This window comes from Plantactinospora sp. ZYX-F-223 (assembly GCF_039649625.1).
Lineage (GTDB): Bacteria > Actinomycetota > Actinomycetes > Mycobacteriales > Micromonosporaceae > Plantactinospora.
This window is the reverse complement of the sequence record NZ_JBDJAV010000021.1, coordinates 15914-31606: the sequence shown is the minus strand read 5'-3', so window position 1 is coordinate 31606 and position 15693 is coordinate 15914. Positions and strand designations below refer to the sequence as shown.

Genomic DNA, 15693 nt, shown 5'->3' with positions numbered 1-15693 from the left:
GGTGAGGAGACCGAGAATGGCGCATCCGATCAGACGGCGGTACGCCGGCAGGCTGGCTGCGGCGAGGATGGTGGCGCCGCTCGCCGCGACACTGTCGGCGAACCCGGCGCCGGTGTCCGGGTCCGCGACGCCGCCCGCGAGGCCGGCATCCTGGGCAGGCGTACCGACCCGGCCAGCGAGATCGTAATCGTGGCCGCATCGCGTACCACCGACATCACCCCGTACGGCAGGGCCGAGACGCCGGAGAACGTTCGCCGCGTCGCCGGGATCATCCGGAGTATTCCCCGAATCGCCGCGGCCTACGACGAGCGGGACCAGCGCCCGGATGAACGCCAGCGACAAGCTCGGCGACCTCGTCGGGGTGCGGCCGCCGTCCGGCTGGAGAAGGGCACGTCATGAGTGGGGCCGTCGAGCGGTCCTGATCGCCACAACGCATATCGAGGAGAGAAGACATGGCCCACCTGATCAAGCGCCGGTATGCGGCGGCGGTTGCCGCCGTGGCCGCGCTCACGCTGCTCGCCGCCTGCGGCGGGGCCGACGATTCGGCGTCGAAAGGGACCAAGGAAATCACCTTCTGGACGCCGCAGACGACCCCGGAACGGGTCGCGGCGCAGGAGAAGGTCGCGGCCAGGTTCACCGAGAAGACCGGCATTGGGGTGAAGGTGGTGCCGCTCGCCGAGGCCGATCAGCGGCAGTCCCTGGTGACCGGTGCCGCGTCCGGGGACGTACCCGATGTCATGCTGCACGGCGCCACGACGACGGCCGCCTGGCGGTCCCAGGGGCTGCTGGACACGGAGGCCGCCCAGGAGGTCGTCGACGACCTCGGCGCCGGCACGTTCAACAAGAACGCCGTGACCGCATTCAGCCTGGACGGCGAGGTCGGTGCCGTGCCGAGCGACGGGTGGGTGCACCTGCTCGTCTTCCGCAAGGACCTCTTCCAGGCCGCCGGGGTCAAGGTCCCCACCAACCTGGCGGAGTTGGCGCAGGCCGCCACCGCGATGAAGGCGACCGGGGTGACCGGCATCGCCCTCGGTACCCAGGCCGGCACCGCGTCGGGGACCGAAGGCGTCTACTCGATATTCCAGAGCGCGGGCTGCGAGCTCGTGAAGGACGGCGCGGTCACCATCGACTCGGCGGAGTGCACCCGGGCGGCCGAACTCTTCAAGGTCCTGCGCGACTCGAGCGTGCAAGGAGACTTCGACGTGACCAGCGCGCGGGCGGCCTACCTCGCCGGAAAGGCCGCGATGCTGCTCTTCTCGACGCACATCCTCGACGAGCTGGCCGGCCTGGACAAGGCGAACCCGGTGACCTGCCCGCAGTGCAAGACCGACCCGGCGTTCCTCGCGAAGAACTCGGGGTTCATCACGGTGCTCGACCGGAACCACCCGGCACAGTACGGCGCGACGCTCGGCTACGGCATCCCCCGGGGCGCGCACACGGCCGAGGCGAAGATGTACATCAAGTACATGCTGGAAGAGGGCTACGCGGACACGCTCGCCTCGGCGACCGAGGGACGGATCCCGCTGCGCAACGGGACCACGGCCGACCCGAACGCCTACCTCGACGCGTGGAGCAAGCTGGGGATCGGGCCGGAGCGGAAGGGCTCGGTCGCCGAGCTGTACGGCCCGGAGATGGTCACCTCGATCCGCGACGGTGTGAACGCCGTGCGGCTCTGGGGCATGGGTACGAAGGACTCGCCGCTGTCGGGTGCGGTCACCTCGGAGGGAGTGCTCGCGCAGTTCCTTGAGCGCCTCTACGGCGGGGAGTCGCCCGCACAGGTGACGAAGGCGATGGCTGAGCAGGTCAAGAAAGTCCAAGCCGACCTGTGAGCACACCGACCACGCGGATTTCCCGCTGGGAGCGGCTCAGCCGCTCCCAGCGGGAGAATCTGAACGGCCAGCTCCTCACCGGCCCGTCGCTGGTGCTGATCACCCTGGTCGTCCTGCTCCCATTTGTCCTGGTCGTCATCTTCGGGTTCTCGGACACCAGGCTGATCGACATCCCACGACTGTCGCCGTCCACCATCGAATGGACTCTCGACAACTTCGTCGACGCGGCGCGGTCGGACGCGTTCTGGGGCGCGCTCTGGACCACGGTGGCCTACGCGGGCCTGACCACGATCGGGTCGATCGGCGTCGGCCTGGTCCTCGCCCTCGCCCTGCGGCGCCCCTTCCGTGGCCGGGGGTTGGTCCGCGCGCTGCTGCTGATCCCGTACGTGCTGCCGGTGATCGCGGCGGCGATGATCTGGCGCACGATGCTCAATCCGCAGTACGGCATCGTCAACGCGTTCGGTCAGGAGTACCTCGGCTGGCAGAATCCCATCGGCTTCCTCAGCACCACGTCGGCGGAGCTGGCGGGACTGCCGGTGCCGGTGTCGTTGCTCGTGGTCGTCTGCTTCGAGATCTGGAAGTCGGCCCCGCTCGCCTTCCTCTTCATCACCGCGCGACTGCAGAACGTGCCGGGCGAGATCGAGGAGGCCGCGGCGCTGGACGGGGCCTCCGGCTGGCAGAACCTGCGCCACATCATCCTTCCCCAGTTGCGAGGGGTGGTCCTGCTGTTGTTGTTGATGCGATTCATCTGGTCGTTCCAGAGCTTCAACGACGTCTACCTGCTGACCGAAGGTGCCGGTGGCACCCAGGTCATGGCGATCAAGGTATACACCGAGCTGATCACCCGGGCCGACATCGGCAGCGCCGCGGCCTACGGGCTGCTGATGTCACTGATCCTCTGCCTCCTGCTCGCCGGCTACCTACTGCTCTCCCGGCGGAAGGAGACGTTGTGAGTTCACCGATGCGGCCCTCGCGCCCGGCCAACATCCTGCGCTGGACGGTCATCACCGTCGCGCTCGTCTGCAGCGTGGGACCGGTGCTCTACGGCGTGCTGCTCTCGCTCCGCCCGTACTCCGCGGCGCTGCTGGACCCGCTGGACGTCGTTCCCGGTCTGACCGAGATCGACCTGTCGAGTTATGTCACGGCGATGAAGGACGAGTCGGCCGGGGGATTCGGGCTCGGCCGGTTCGCGGTCAACTCGCTGCTGGTCGCCCTCGCCACCGTCGTACTGTCGGTCATCGCGTGTGTCTTCGGGGCGTACGCCGTGGCGCGGCTGCGGTACCGGGGCCGCCGCCTCACCAGCGCGATCATCCTCGCCGTCTACCTGTTCCCGGGCATCGTGCTCGCGGTGCCGAAGTTCGTCATCCTGAGCCGGTTGGGGTTGACCAGGTCGCTCGTCGGGCTGCTCATCATCTACGTCGCCGCCACCGTCCCGGTCGCGCTGTACATGATGCGCAACTACTTCGTCGCCCTGCCGGAGAGCGTCGAGGAGGCGGCACTGCTCGACGGGTGCTCGCTGCCGATGATGCTGCGGAAGGTCGTGCTGCCGATCGCGCTGCCCGGCGTCGTGGCGACCGCCATCTACGTCTTCATGATCGCGTGGAACGAGTACTTCTACGCGCTGCTCTTCCTCGTCCAGGACCGTTCATTGTGGACCGCGCCGCTCGGCCTCTCCCAACTCACCGACTTCCAGGTGCCGGTGACCGTGCTCCTGGCCGGCTCCATCGCGGTGACCGTACCGGTCATCGTCATCTTCTTCATCGCCCAGCGCTACATCGTCGCCGGCCTGACCTCGGGAGCAGACCGGTGAACCCGGAAAGGATGATCGACGTGACAGGCCCTGTGCCACCGGGAACGGGTCCATTGCGACTGCTCGTACTCGGTGCGGGAGGGCGCGGCGCGCACGCGTACGCCCAATGGTGTCTGGAGCACCCCGAGGCGGCTCGGGTCGTCGCGGTCGCCGACCCCGACCTGGAGCGGCGGGACCACCTTGGTGACGCCCACGGCATCCCGGCCACCCAGCGGTTCACCGACTGGCGGGAGGCGCTGTCGGCGCGCGGGCCGTGGGACGCGGTCATCGTCGCGACCCCGGACCGGGAGCATGTCGATCCCACCCTCCGCGCCCTCGAACTGGGGCACCACGTCCTGCTCGAAAAGCCCATCGCGCCGACCCTGGACGAGCTGCACCGGCTGACGGCTGCGGCCCGCAGGGGCCCGGGCACGGTCACCGTCGCCCATGTGCTCCGCTACACCCCGTTCTTCCGTACCCTGCGCCGCCTCCTCGACGAGGGCCGCATCGGGCAGCTACAGGGCATCTCCCACATCGAGAACGTCGCGTACTGGCACTTCGCGCACAGCTACGTACGCGGCAACTGGCATCGCGCCGACCAGTCCAGCCCGATGCTGCTGGCGAAGGCGTGCCACGACATCGACATCCTGCGCTGGCTCGTCGGGGCGCCGTGCGTGGCCGTCGCCTCGTTCGGCGAACGCCGCCACTTCCGCGAGGAGAACGCGCCGAAGGGGTCGACGGAGCGCTGCGTGGACGGCTGCGCCGTCGCCGACACCTGCCCCTACAACGCCGAACGCCTCTACGTCGACCAGCTCGCCACCGTGCACGGGCCCCCGGTCACCGTCGTCACGAACGACACGAGCGTGGCCGGCCGCCGGCGTGCGCTGCGGCTGACCGACTACGGGCGGTGCGTCTACCGGATGGACAACGATGTCGTCGACCATCAGACGGCGGCACTCCGGTTCGGCAACGGCGTCACGGCGTCACTGGTGGTCTCCGCGTTCACCGCCGAGAACACCCGGACGCTCGTGATGATGGGCAGCCACGGGCAGATCACCGCCGACATGCGCGCGGGGCGGATCACGGTCACGCCGTTCCTCGAGGCGCCGCCTCAGTTGGACGCCCACCGGACCAACCTGGCCCTGCGGCTCGGCACCGGCTCGCCATCGGTGGAGGAAGAGGTCACCGAGGCCTTCACCGGACACGGTGGCGGGGATTCCGGACTGATGAGCGACTTCACCGAGCGGGTCCGCCGCTGGATGGCCGGTGAGGACGTGGGGGCGGCGCCGAGCTCCCTGGAGGAGAGCCTGGAGAGCCACCTCGTCGCCTTCGCCGCCGAGCGATCGCGGCTGAGCCGTACCGTAGAGGAGCTGTGAGCGGTGGATGCAGTCCTGGCCCTCCTGGCCCGGCTGGCCGGCACCGTCGGCGAGGTACGGGTGGAGCAGGTCCCCGCGGGCGACGACGCCGCGGTCGGCGGGTACGAGTGTCGAAGCGGCGTGCTGACCCTGCGCGGCTCGGACCCCGTCGCCGCGGCGTCCGCCTTCGCGCAGTACCTGAAGGCGTATGCCGGCCGTCAGGTGACGTGGGACCAGCCGCGGCTCGAGCCACCGCCGGCCTCCTGGCCGGAGGCGCCGCCGACCCGGCTGACCACCCCGTTCCCGATCCGGTACTACCTCAACGCGGTGACCTACGGGTACTCGGCGGCGTACTGGGACTGGGATCGGTGGGAGCAGGAAATCGACTGGATGGCGTTGCACGGCGTCACCCACCCGCTCATGCAGGTCGGCCACGAGGCGGTGTTGGCGGAGATGTTCCGCCGCGCCGGCCTCGACCAGGCGCGGATCGACGAATGGATCGGTAGCGCGGCGCACTTTCCATGGACGTGGATGGGAAACACCAACTCGTTCGGTGGGCCGCTGCCATCGGCGTGGGTCAGCCGGCACGTCGAGCTGGCCCAGCGGATCCTGGCGCGGCTGCGGTCGCTGGGCATGACGCCGGTCTTCCCGATGTTCGGCGGGCACGTACCGCCGGAGCTCGCCGACCCGTCGGCCGGCGAGATCGAGTGGCAGGGCTGGCGTACCCGGATTCTCGATCCGGAGAGCGAGCGGTTCGCGCGGCTGACCGCGGACTTCATGAGCATCCAGCGTGAGCTGTTCGGCACCGACCACCACTACGCCGTCGATCCGTTCACCGAATCCGTACCCCCGAGCGGCGAGCCCGACTACCTGGCGTCCATGGGCCGGGCGGTCTACCAGGCGATGGCACGCAGCGATCCGGAGGCGACCTGGGTACTCGCCGGGTGGCCGTTCCACTACCACCGCGAGTTCTGGACGCCGGACCGGGTACGCGCCTTCCTCTCCGACGTTCCCGCCGAGCGGCTCGTCCTGCTCGACCTGTGGGGCGAGCACGCACCGATGTGGCGCCGTGACGGGATGTTCGGGCGGCGCTGGGTCTGGTGCGCGGTCCACAACTTCGGCGGCCGGTTCGCGCTCTTCGGCGACCTGCGCGGTCTGCGCCGTGACGTCGAGGAGCTGCGGCAGGCGCGGCCGTCCGGGCTGCTGGGGATCGGGCTGGCACCCGAGGCAATCGAGAACAACACCGTCTTCTACGAACTCGCCACAGACCTCACCTGGGGTGTGCCGCAGGTATCCGACTGGCTGTGCTCGTTCGCCTGGCAACGCTACGGGAGCCCGGACGATGATGTCGCCGAGGCGTGGCGAATCCTGGCCGACACGCTCTACGCGCCGGGACGTACGCGCTCCATCCCGTCACCCGTCATCGCCCGGCCGTGGTCCACCGGCACCCCCTTCGCGACGCAGCGCCTCGCCGGCGAGTTCGTCGCGGCGGACGAGGAGCCGCAACGGCCGTCGGCGAACATCGACGCCGAGAACGACCCGATGGTGCTTGGCGCCCTGCCGCAGGTGGCCCGCGCCGCACGGCTGCTCCTGGGCGCGGCGGCGGGCCTCACCGTTCGGGACCCGATCGAGCGGGACGTCGCCGATCTGGTCGGCCACGTGGTGGCGCAGGGCAGCCGGGTGCACATCCGCGGCATGGTGGCCGCCTTCGCCGCCGGCGACCCGGACGGGATCCTGGATCACCTCGCCCGGTTCCGGACGGACCTGCTCGACCTCGACGAGCTCGCCGGTACGCGGACGGAGTCGCGGGTCGGCCATTGGATCGCCGCCGCCCGCGCCTGGGGCGGCTCGCCGTCCGAGGCCGATGTCATGGAACGGGACGCCCGCAGCCTCGTCTCCGTCTGGGGACATCAGTCGAGCGGGCTGCACGACTACTCCGGGCGGCACTGGGCGGGCCTCGTCCGGGACTTCTACCTGCCCCGCTGGGAGCTGTGGGGCAGCTGGCTGGCCGAGGCGGCGCGGGCGGGGCGGGAGCCGGACGTCGGCGTCCTGCGTGCCCGCGTCGTCGCGCACGAGGAGTCCTGGCGGGGCTGCACCGGTGGCTACTCCACCGTGCCGGAGGGCCGGACCCTCGACGTGGCGGCGCGGATCCTCGACCGGCTCGGATACTGACCGCCGTGGCCCTGGATCCGACGTACGGGTACACGCTGCCGATGTTGCGCCAGGTCGGCGCTCCACCGCCGCCCGACGACTTCGCGGAGTTCTGGACCGGACTGTACGAGCGGGCACGCCTCGTCGATCCCGCACCGGTGGCACGACCGAGCGGGCCGGACGGTGCGTTGCGCGACGTCGAGTTCACCTCGCTGGACGGGATCCGGGTCGGCGGCTGGCTCAGCCTGCCGGCCGACGGGCGGGTCGAACGCGGACTCGTCGTCGGACACGGGTACGGCGGCCGGGCGGCACCCGACGCCGCGATACCGGTCGAGCGGGCCGCGGTGCTGTACCTGTGCTCACGCGGCATGCCGGCCCGCGGCCGCGTACCGGGCATCCCCGACACCGCCCGGGAACACGTCCTGCACGGCATCGCCGCGCGGGACACCTACGTGCACGGCGGCTGCGCGGCCGACGTCTGGTGCGCGGTCAGCGCGCTGTGCCGACTCGTACCGCAGGCGGCGGCCCGGGTCGACTACCTCGCTGGCAGCTTCGGCGGCGGGATCGGCGCGCTCGCCGTGCCCTGGGACGAACGGATCCGCAGCGCGTGCCTGGTGGTGCCGAGCTTCGGCAACCACCCGTTGCGGCTGACCCTGCCCTGCACCGGAAGCGGCGAGGCGGTCCGGAGGTACGCCCGCGACCATCCGGAGGTCCGGGGTGTGCTGAGCTACTTCGACGCGGCCACCGCCGCGACGTTCCTGCGCGTACCCACCCACGTGGGGCTGGCGCTCGCCGATCCGGCGGTGCCGCCTCCGGGGCAGTTCGCGGTCTACAACGCACTCGCCGGTCCGCGCGAGCGGTTTCTGCTGACCGCCGGCCACACCGAGTACGCCGGCAAGGCCGACGAGGCACGAGCCCTGCTGGCCGCGCAGCACGACTTCCTGACGTCCGAACACGACAGATAGCCCTTCCCGGTCGGGACGGCCCTGATACGTCTCACTCACCCGGAACTGGCGGCCCCAAAGCACGTACTCCGGTGCCAGGCCGCGAAGCAGCGTGCCGTCGTGCGTGCCGAGCCGCGGCCGGGCATGGCCCCAGGTGCCGTCGTAGTGCCGCCAGAGCGGCTCTTCGGGAATGAGGGTGTAGGCGGTCATCCGGCGCCCGGCGGATCCGGGCGGCGTCGTCAGGGTGCAGCAGCCGGGCTGCTTCCTTGTCGGTCCACACCCCGGGGTTGTCGACGGCGAGGACGGCCAGGTTGCTGGCCACGCTCGGTTACCGCGGCACCGGCGGTGCGAGCGGAATGCGGCATGGGCGTGCACCGGATTTTCGCGCCGCATCCGAATGAGGCCGATGGGCCGGACCGGCCGGTCCACGTTCGGCCTGCACGGCGAGGATCTCCAGGTCGAGCGCGCCATGGAGGCCAAGCGTCACGGGGAGGTGTCTACTGATCGCGGCGGGTCAGCTCCTTGGCGGCGTTCTCGCGCACGGTGGTTCAGGCTACGAGGAGACGGAGGCCAAGCTCTGCCGCGTCGAGGGCGGCGAGCTCGCGGTTGCGCTCGGCCCACCGGCCTGAGGAAAGGTCTTCGTGGAGTGTGCCTATTGCCCGTTGCTCGGCATCCGGCCCGACTCTGGTCCATACCGATACCGCGCGGCGCACATGTTCCTCGAGGTACGCCTCGGGCCGGCGCCAGTAGGCCTCGAAGAAGCCGTCAGCGCAGTCCCACGGGATGAGCACCGGTTGCATGCGGGCCCCGATCGCGCGGGCCAGTTGGTCCACCGAGGGCCGGCCGGCGACCAGGTCGGCGACCTCGGGTAGGTAGTCGCGGGTGAGCCAGAACCGGTGACGCCAACCGGTGTCACTGGCATCGTGGGTGAACACCACCACGCGCCGGGCCACGCGCCGCATCTCGCGCAGCCCGGCGATCGGGTCGTGCCAGTGATGAACGGTACTGAAGGCCATCGCGGCGTCGAAGGACTGGTCCTCGAACGGGAGGCTCTCCGCAGCGGCGGCCACGCACGGCGCCGCGCTCGCGGGACGCTGTGCCCGCATGACCGCCGAGGGTTCCACCGCCGTGACATCGCGGTCGGGAGGCTCGTAGGAGCCGGTGCCAGCACCGACGTTCAGTACCGTCCGTGCGTCGCCTAGCGCATCCCAGATACGCGCGGCGATCCGCGGCTCGGTGCGCCGCGTCGCTGGGTAAGCGGACCCGATGGCCTCGTACAACTGCGCGCCGAACACCTTCAGTTGTTCCTCTGGCGTCGTCCTGATCCCCATTGCCCGTGCCTCCAGTTCCCTGTCTATGGCCGTCACCATGGCAGCAGCGCGGTCGCGCTGTTCGAGCAGCAGGCCGCGCAGCCGGTGCAGATGCGCGACCGCGTCGGTGGTCCGGTCGTCAACCAGATCCGCAATCTCGCGCAATCCGAAACCCAGCCGCCGGTAGGCGAGCACCTCCCGCAGTCGCTCAACGTCACCTGCGGAGTAGGCCCGGTACCCGGCTGCGGTCCGCGCGGACGGCTGCACGAGGCCAATCTCGTCATAGTGATGCAGGGTGCGGACGCTCACGTCTGCCAACTCGGCCACGCGTCCCACGGTCAGGTGCTCTTCCACGCCACCGACAATGCGGCATGACGCCACGTGAGGGTCAAGCGCTTCGTTCCTGGCATGCCCTCGGCGGTCATCGGCATCACGACCCTCTGGATCGAGTTTCCGCTATCGGCAGGTCCGGAAGCCGCCTGACACCGAGACCGGCGACGGAGCGTGGTGGCTCCGGCCGGGGCAGCGCACCCGGGCGGCGGCAGATCCGTGCGCCCGCCGCTGTATGGAGAGCAGTGGATGTGATCTGACCAACCCTGGCGACGTCCGTGGCCTCGTGCTGCATCCCGATTGGGGCCGGCGTGGACCGCCGGATCGCCAAGGTGCAACCGAAGCCGAAGAAGACGACTCGCAAGCGCCGGAAGGGCACCGACCCGGACGACGGGCCGACCGGCGTACCGGCTCGCGTCGGCCAATGCCCCGCGAATGGCCGCAAGATCAATTTGAGCCGGAACCAGAACGACCCAGGCTCGGCGATCATGCCGCTGACCTGGGCCGGAAGGTGTGGAGCGGGCGACGGGAATCGAACCCGCACCGTCAGTTTGGAAGGACGGAGATCATCACCGACAAGGCCCTGGCGGGCCAGGACAAGGGAGCGAGTGCGTGACCGCTCGTGCCCTCTGGCGACCGCCTGGGGTACCGGCTACTGGCACGTGGATGGCACGAAACCGCCCCTGGGGTTTCTCGCCTACAGTACCGAGCTGTGGATCTCGCTGACTGCTTAGAGCGTGTGCTCGAACTTCGAATGCTCGATCTTGCAGCGCAACCTCTGCCCAGTCCTGACGCCGCTACTTCACGCGTGGTGGGATACAACTTCCTAGCCCTGTACTTGAGTGCCACCGAAGAGTTCGACGACAACGCGCGGGCCTTTGAGGTCCTGGAGCGCTTCGAGCAGGACTGCGCTGGTCTCGAGGAGGCGTTGAGTCGGCTGTGGGGACCAGCCGAGAGCGTTGACCTAGGGCCGTATATGGATCGCATGGTGCGGGGCGAGACGGTTCCGGAACTTCCCGGATTCCTTATTGGCATCCTGTCGGAGGTGTCTGTGTGGCGCTTTGCAGATCGGAGCATCTGTGTCGGCGCCGGTGTGTGGGACACCCATGGCCCGGTGGTTCTGGTAGCCGCAGCGGGAGAGCTGTAGCGGGTGCTGGGAGGATCTCCTCGTCGGGCAGTCGCCAGACCGTCCACCCCCTCCCGGACGGGGACAAGGTGGAGTGCCTCACCAGCCGAACCCGGATCGGTTCCGTCCAACCGATGGTCCGTTGCCTTGTCGGTGACCGGTGTACGCCTGGTGACGAACCGGCCCGAGCAGCACGAGTGGGTGTGGCGGCAGGGCGTGAAGATCTGTCAGGACGGCCGGTCCGGCGACCGGGCGCAGATCCTCGTCCGCGCCTCCCTACTGTCGGCCGTCCCGCCTGCTCCGCCTCGGGCTACGCCGTGACCGACTACCCGACCCCTGCCGAGCAGGCGGACCTGTGGGCGGCGCAGAAGCAGTTTGACCAGCACACCCCTGCTGAGTGGAGACGGCCGCTGCACCGGCTACCACGAGCCAGGCCCATGCGCTCGGCGGCGGGCGGCCCTGTGGCTCTTCGGCCGGTACCACCGACTGCCTAAACGTCGAGCCGGATCTGATCAGCGTCCCGTCCTCGTGGTCGGGCTGGTTCACGCCCGCGCGGAACGCTCGACCGAACGACTGACCTTGCTCGCGCCGGTCTATTCCGCGACCAGCGCCCCTCGGAGGCACCGCAAGATCGTAAGGAGCGGGAAACAGAACGGCCCAGGCTCGGCGATCATGCCGTTGACCTGGGCCGGAACATGTGGAGCGGGCGACGGGAATCGAACCCGCACCGTCAGTTTGGAAGATCGTTTCCGGCTGCCCGGTTCTGTCCGGAGTGCCTGGTCAGCGGCGGCGTCGTGGCGTCCGATCTTGCCCGCTGGTGACCGTCTACGGCATGGGCTTCTGGCACGTGGCTGGCACGCGCTCGGACCTCGGGCGCGGCCGGTCGGCGTCGTACGGCTTCCCGCCCCGGCCCGAAGGCCGGGGCGGCTTGCCGTGGCGCCGGGTCACCGCGCCTGGACCACGTACTGCGGTGGCAAGCCGCGAAGCGGCGCGGCAGCGATCGCCCCACCCTCGACGGTGGCCGACCCCGATGGCGATCGGACCGTCTTGGTCGGGTCGCTACCTGGTGAGGTTCAGCGCCGCTGACCGTCAGCCGTACGCGTCGCCCTTCCAAGGTGCGGATGTGAGATCCTCGCCGCCAGTGTCAAGCAGCCAGCGGAGCAGCTCCGGAACCGATGTGGCGACCACTGGCATTTCCCCAATGACACCGTAGGTCTCCCAGCTGACCAGGTAGCAGCGTCCTTTTCGGGCCGGGTGGAGGTCGATCACGACGTGGGGGTCGGTGGAGGCGCCGCCGCCATCGGCGATGACGTAACAAGAGTTTGTCAGGTCGTCCGGCATCTCCATGCAGACCTCGCGTGCGATGTCTTCGGTCAGCAGTCGCGGGCTCGCTGGCACCAAGTCCGCCGGTCCGCAGAGGCGCCAGGGGAACGGGGCGTCACGAAACAGATGGGCTCCACCGCATTGCTGGTAGAGCACCCGGAGGTCGGCCGGGATGTGGTGGCCGGGATCGACCTTGGCGCTGCCGGTCGAAGACATGACCACACAGTCAGGCGTGCGTCTGATGCGCTGGAGCAGCTCCCGCACGATGATGGCGGGACTTGCGGAGTCGGTCACGCAAGCACGATAGGCCGACCTCCGGTTTGGCCCGCCCGAGCCGGCCGATGCCGGCCGGAGGCCGCCAGCAGGCCGAGCGCGGGCGGGCAGGCGCCGCGCTCGCGCGGCGCCCTTGATCCTAAAGAGAGCGTCTCGGCAGTGCAGGCGGCACCGTTCTACCGGCTAATCCGGTGGACAAGCTGCTTAGAAGGTGCCTTGATCCGCACCTTGGGGCCCGCCTGCGGCGGTTGACCAGGGGGAGCCGTAGCTCTCTGTATCGGGCCGTCCGGTCGACGCTCCGCTGTTGACCCGTGCTGACCGACCGAACGGGCACGCGACCGCTTCGGTGTGAAGGAAGGATCGGAGGTGACCCAGCGCTTGATAGTGGCATCTGAGCTGCCAGAAGGGTCCACCGGCGTCCACAGTCGTCCGTCGGCGCACACTCCCATCGTCACCCAGTTCGTCACCCGGCAACTGGTCAGCTCCTTGGCCTCCAGATTCGGCAGAGTGATCGACTGCGGGTTCGACGCGATGTCAGGCAGCCACGCAACCACGCCGGCCCGGTACGGTGCGCGCCCGGTTGCCGCACTTGCCCGCCTTCTCACACGCTCTATGAACGCAGACAACCTCAGGTCGAGAAACTGACCCTTGACCTCACCACCCATAATGTTCGACGTGGATTGGGGAGCAGTCATCACCGCAGGCCTGACCGCCATCGGCGGCGTAACAACCCTCGCGGTTCGGGCATCAGGGGCATCAAGGCTCCGCGCCGACATCAAGGAGAATATCGAGCTTGCAAAGCAACTTGAATCCGACTTTCCACATATGAAAGACGAAGCGCTTGCACTAGAGTCGCTAGCGAGCCGACAGCTATTGAAACTCGGCGAAATGCAGAGCAAGAAGGTGGAGCGCAAATACGACTGGTCGACCCTAATTGTTGGGGTCTTTTTCTCTATACCACTTGGCATTCTTGCTTGGTGGTTATGGTCTCAAGATAATATCGGACTCAAAATCGCGGGAATCGTAACGGGCCTGGTTGTCCTTTTGATTATAATCGGCACAATAGGCGCAACATTCAGTCCAAGCAAGAAGACGGAGAAGAGTTAAGGCGGAGGCCACTAAGTAACTATCGCCATCCCGTCTGCCGTCGACCCGCCGCCTGGGGAGCGGGCCAGCGCCCGGCCCGCCACGTCAAGACCGCCTTGACGCACGTTCGGACGCTGGCGGGTCGGGCGCTGGTCTGCTCGACTTGCCCGGGTCGATGGCAGACGGGACCGCCTACCGCAACCACCCACGGACCGTGACCCGCCGACGGAGCCCCGGCCATCCTGGAGCCGGAGCGCCCCCGCCGGAGGCTCAGTAACCGCAACCCGCGACCACCGTCAGCTCGCCGACGTGGCCGGCATGCGCTTACCTACGCCGCGCGGGCTCGGGCCGCGCGACTCGGCCGGCTGCCGGCCACCTCCCACCCCGTCAATGGCCTGTCGATCGCGGCGGCCCCTTGGGCTTCTCGCTTTCGCGCCAGCCGCCGGGCGTGTTGCGTGGCCGGAGTCGGAGCGTCAGCGGAGCGACGGACGCGCGCCCAGGCGGCGGCGCGTGCGGCCCGTTGCGGGCCGCCTTGAAGACGTACAGAAGGTTTGAACCACCTTTGCCGGCAGCCGGCAGGGCAGGGTCGCAGGCTACGGACCCGCCATCATTCCGTGTTCGGCATAGATCGTGCGCCCTCGGGTCCTGGCTGCGATCGCCGTACGGATGCGACGGATCAGGCGGTCTGGCCCGTAGTCGCCCAAGTCCTCGACGGCGACAAACCGCCACTCGGTGATTTCGCCATCGGTGAAGGCGATGCGGCGTTGGCGGTCACCATCGAGAGGGCCCGCGTCGAAGACGAAAAGGAGCTTGTCACCCTCATTGGCAGCGGGCGCCCAGTCGATGACGAGGAGAGCGCCCACGTCAACTGTGAGACCAAGCTCCTCCTGAACCTCCCGCATGCAAGCGGCGCGGGGTGACTCGCCGAGCTGGACGTAGCCACCAGGGATCTCCCAGCCCTGCTTGTAGCTGGGGCGCACGAGGAGCACGCGGCCTGCGGCGTCGAAGAAGAGGGCGCCTGCGGCAACGCGTGGCGTCGCCATGGGTGGCTGCTGGGAGGCGGTCACTCCCGGCAGCGTAGATGTGCTTCCCGCTGCGAGCGCGCGCCGCGCGGGTAGCGAGGCATGGAGCGGCTCCGTAGGCTCCTTCACATGACCGCCGCTGTCGATGCCGCTCGCTCCCTCGCCCGGCAGCGGCTAGAGGAGACGCTGCCTCGCCGGTGGCAACACGTCCAAGCCGTCGCAGCCAAAGCAGAGGAAGCTGCTGGTGCGGTACCGCCCTCGGATCGGGAAACCTTGATCGCTGCCGCGTGGCTTCACGACGTGGGCTACAGCCCGGGACTGGTGGATACCGGCTTCCACTCGCTGGACGGTGCTCGGTGGCTCCGGCGGCAACAGGTTGACGAGCGCGTCACCGCACTGGTCGCCCATCACTCCTGTGCCTGGCTGGAGGCAGAGGAGCGCGGGCTCGGCCAGGCGTTGCGCGAGGAGTTTGACCGAGAAGAAGGCCCGGTGACCGATGCTCTCTGCTACGCCGACATGACGACCGGGCCGGACGGGCAGAGCTTCGAGGTTCTGGAGCGGCTGGCGGAGATCCGGTCTCGGTACGGGCCTGATCACCTGGTGACCCGGTTCATTCGGCGTGCCGAGCCTGAGATCGTAGCCGCGGTGCGGCGTACGGAGCAGCGGTTGGCTACGAGGTCGGTAGCTCAACCGATGTAAGGGTCGCGGCGGTCGTAGCCGTGCGCGATCCGTAGCCGAATCGATGGGTGGATGTCCAGATCGTCCAGCTCGTCGCGTGCCACCCAGCAAACGGAGGTTGACTCGTCGCTGGTTGTCGGGCTGCCGCCTCTGTATTCGGCACGGAAACAGATGGAGAACTGCTGGCGTACCTCGCCGTCGGAGTACTCGACGACATGGTTGGGGTCGGAGTAGACGCCGACGATCCCGGTCACCTCGACGTCGATGCCGGTCTCCTCGCGCGTCTCCCGGACCGCCGTGTCGGCGATGTACTCGCCGATCTCCTGGCCGCCGCCTGGGATGGACCACCGTCCGTTGTCGGTCCGCTGGATGAGCAGCACGCGGTCCTGGTGATCCTGGATGAACACGGTGACAGCGACAACGATGCTGTTGGCCTTCGGCGCGTCTGGCTCGTGGTAGTGGTCGATCCTGGCCATG

General features: G+C 69.0%; 13 protein-coding genes. 9 read left to right on the top strand and 4 right to left on the bottom strand.

The genetic code is table 11. From position 1 onward, the window contains the following. Positions 1-452 precede the first annotated feature (452 nt). Genes AAH979_RS21610 through AAH979_RS21585 form a run of 6 tightly spaced genes read left to right on the top strand, consistent with a single transcriptional unit; the run spans position 453 to position 8089 of the window. Positions 453-1829: an extracellular solute-binding protein gene (locus AAH979_RS21610; protein ID WP_346259925.1), complete on the top strand. Its 1377-nt coding sequence runs from the start codon at positions 453-455 to the stop codon at positions 1827-1829. Then, entirely contained in the window at positions 1826-2782 is a 957-nt protein-coding gene (locus tag AAH979_RS21605; RefSeq protein ID WP_346259924.1) for a sugar ABC transporter permease, read from the top strand. The genes AAH979_RS21610 and AAH979_RS21605 overlap by 4 nt, the downstream gene beginning before the upstream one ends. Continuing rightward, complete coding sequence (locus tag AAH979_RS21600) at positions 2779-3639, top strand: carbohydrate ABC transporter permease (protein ID WP_346259923.1); 861 nt, start codon at positions 2779-2781, stop codon at positions 3637-3639. Before AAH979_RS21605 ends, AAH979_RS21600 begins: the two co-directional genes overlap by 4 nt. A gap of 20 nt (positions 3640-3659) precedes the next feature. Next, a complete protein-coding gene (locus tag AAH979_RS21595) occupies positions 3660-4994 on the top strand; it encodes a Gfo/Idh/MocA family oxidoreductase (protein ID WP_346259922.1) in 1335 nt (444 codons plus the stop codon). 3 nt (positions 4995-4997) lie between these two features. Further along, a complete protein-coding gene (locus tag AAH979_RS21590) occupies positions 4998-7145 on the top strand; it encodes an alpha-N-acetylglucosaminidase TIM-barrel domain-containing protein (RefSeq protein ID WP_346259921.1) in 2148 nt (715 codons plus the stop codon). Positions 7146-7150: 5 nt separating this feature from the next. Further along, a complete protein-coding gene (locus tag AAH979_RS21585) occupies positions 7151-8089 on the top strand; it encodes an acetylxylan esterase (RefSeq protein ID WP_346259920.1) in 939 nt (312 codons plus the stop codon). A gap of 527 nt (positions 8090-8616) precedes the next feature. On the opposite strand, the gene AAH979_RS21580 is transcribed toward AAH979_RS21585, so the two are convergent. Further along, entirely contained in the window at positions 8617-9732 is a 1116-nt protein-coding gene (locus AAH979_RS21580; protein WP_346259919.1) for a MerR family transcriptional regulator, read from the bottom strand. A gap of 688 nt (positions 9733-10420) precedes the next feature. Here AAH979_RS21580 and AAH979_RS21575 point away from each other — a divergent pair. Continuing rightward, positions 10421-10855 carry a hypothetical protein gene (locus AAH979_RS21575; protein WP_346259918.1) on the top strand — a complete coding sequence of 145 codons (435 nt, stop codon included), beginning with the start codon at positions 10421-10423 and terminating at the stop codon, positions 10853-10855. 1068 nt (positions 10856-11923) lie between these two features. On the opposite strand, the gene AAH979_RS21570 is transcribed toward AAH979_RS21575, so the two are convergent. After that, positions 11924-12451 (bottom strand): SMI1/KNR4 family protein, encoded by a 528-nt coding sequence (locus AAH979_RS21570; RefSeq protein WP_346259917.1) that lies wholly within the window; start codon positions 12449-12451, stop codon positions 11924-11926. A gap of 654 nt (positions 12452-13105) precedes the next feature. Between AAH979_RS21570 and AAH979_RS21565 the strand changes: the two genes are divergently transcribed. Beyond that, a complete protein-coding gene (locus AAH979_RS21565) occupies positions 13106-13537 on the top strand; it encodes a hypothetical protein (protein ID WP_346259916.1) in 432 nt (143 codons plus the stop codon). A gap of 572 nt (positions 13538-14109) precedes the next feature. Here the strand turns inward: AAH979_RS21565 and AAH979_RS21560 are convergent. Further along, positions 14110-14583, bottom strand: coding sequence for an NUDIX hydrolase (locus AAH979_RS21560; RefSeq protein ID WP_346259915.1), 474 nt, complete (start codon positions 14581-14583; stop codon positions 14110-14112). 84 nt (positions 14584-14667) lie between these two features. On the opposite strand from AAH979_RS21560, the gene AAH979_RS21555 reads away from it, so the two are divergent. Beyond that, entirely contained in the window at positions 14668-15237 is a 570-nt protein-coding gene (locus AAH979_RS21555; protein ID WP_318403383.1) for an HD domain-containing protein, read from the top strand. Here the strand turns inward: AAH979_RS21555 and AAH979_RS21550 are convergent. Continuing rightward, entirely contained in the window at positions 15225-15692 is a 468-nt protein-coding gene (locus tag AAH979_RS21550; RefSeq protein WP_346259914.1) for an NUDIX domain-containing protein, read from the bottom strand. The genes AAH979_RS21555 and AAH979_RS21550 overlap by 13 nt on opposite strands. Between the last annotated feature and the right edge of the window lies 1 nt (position 15693).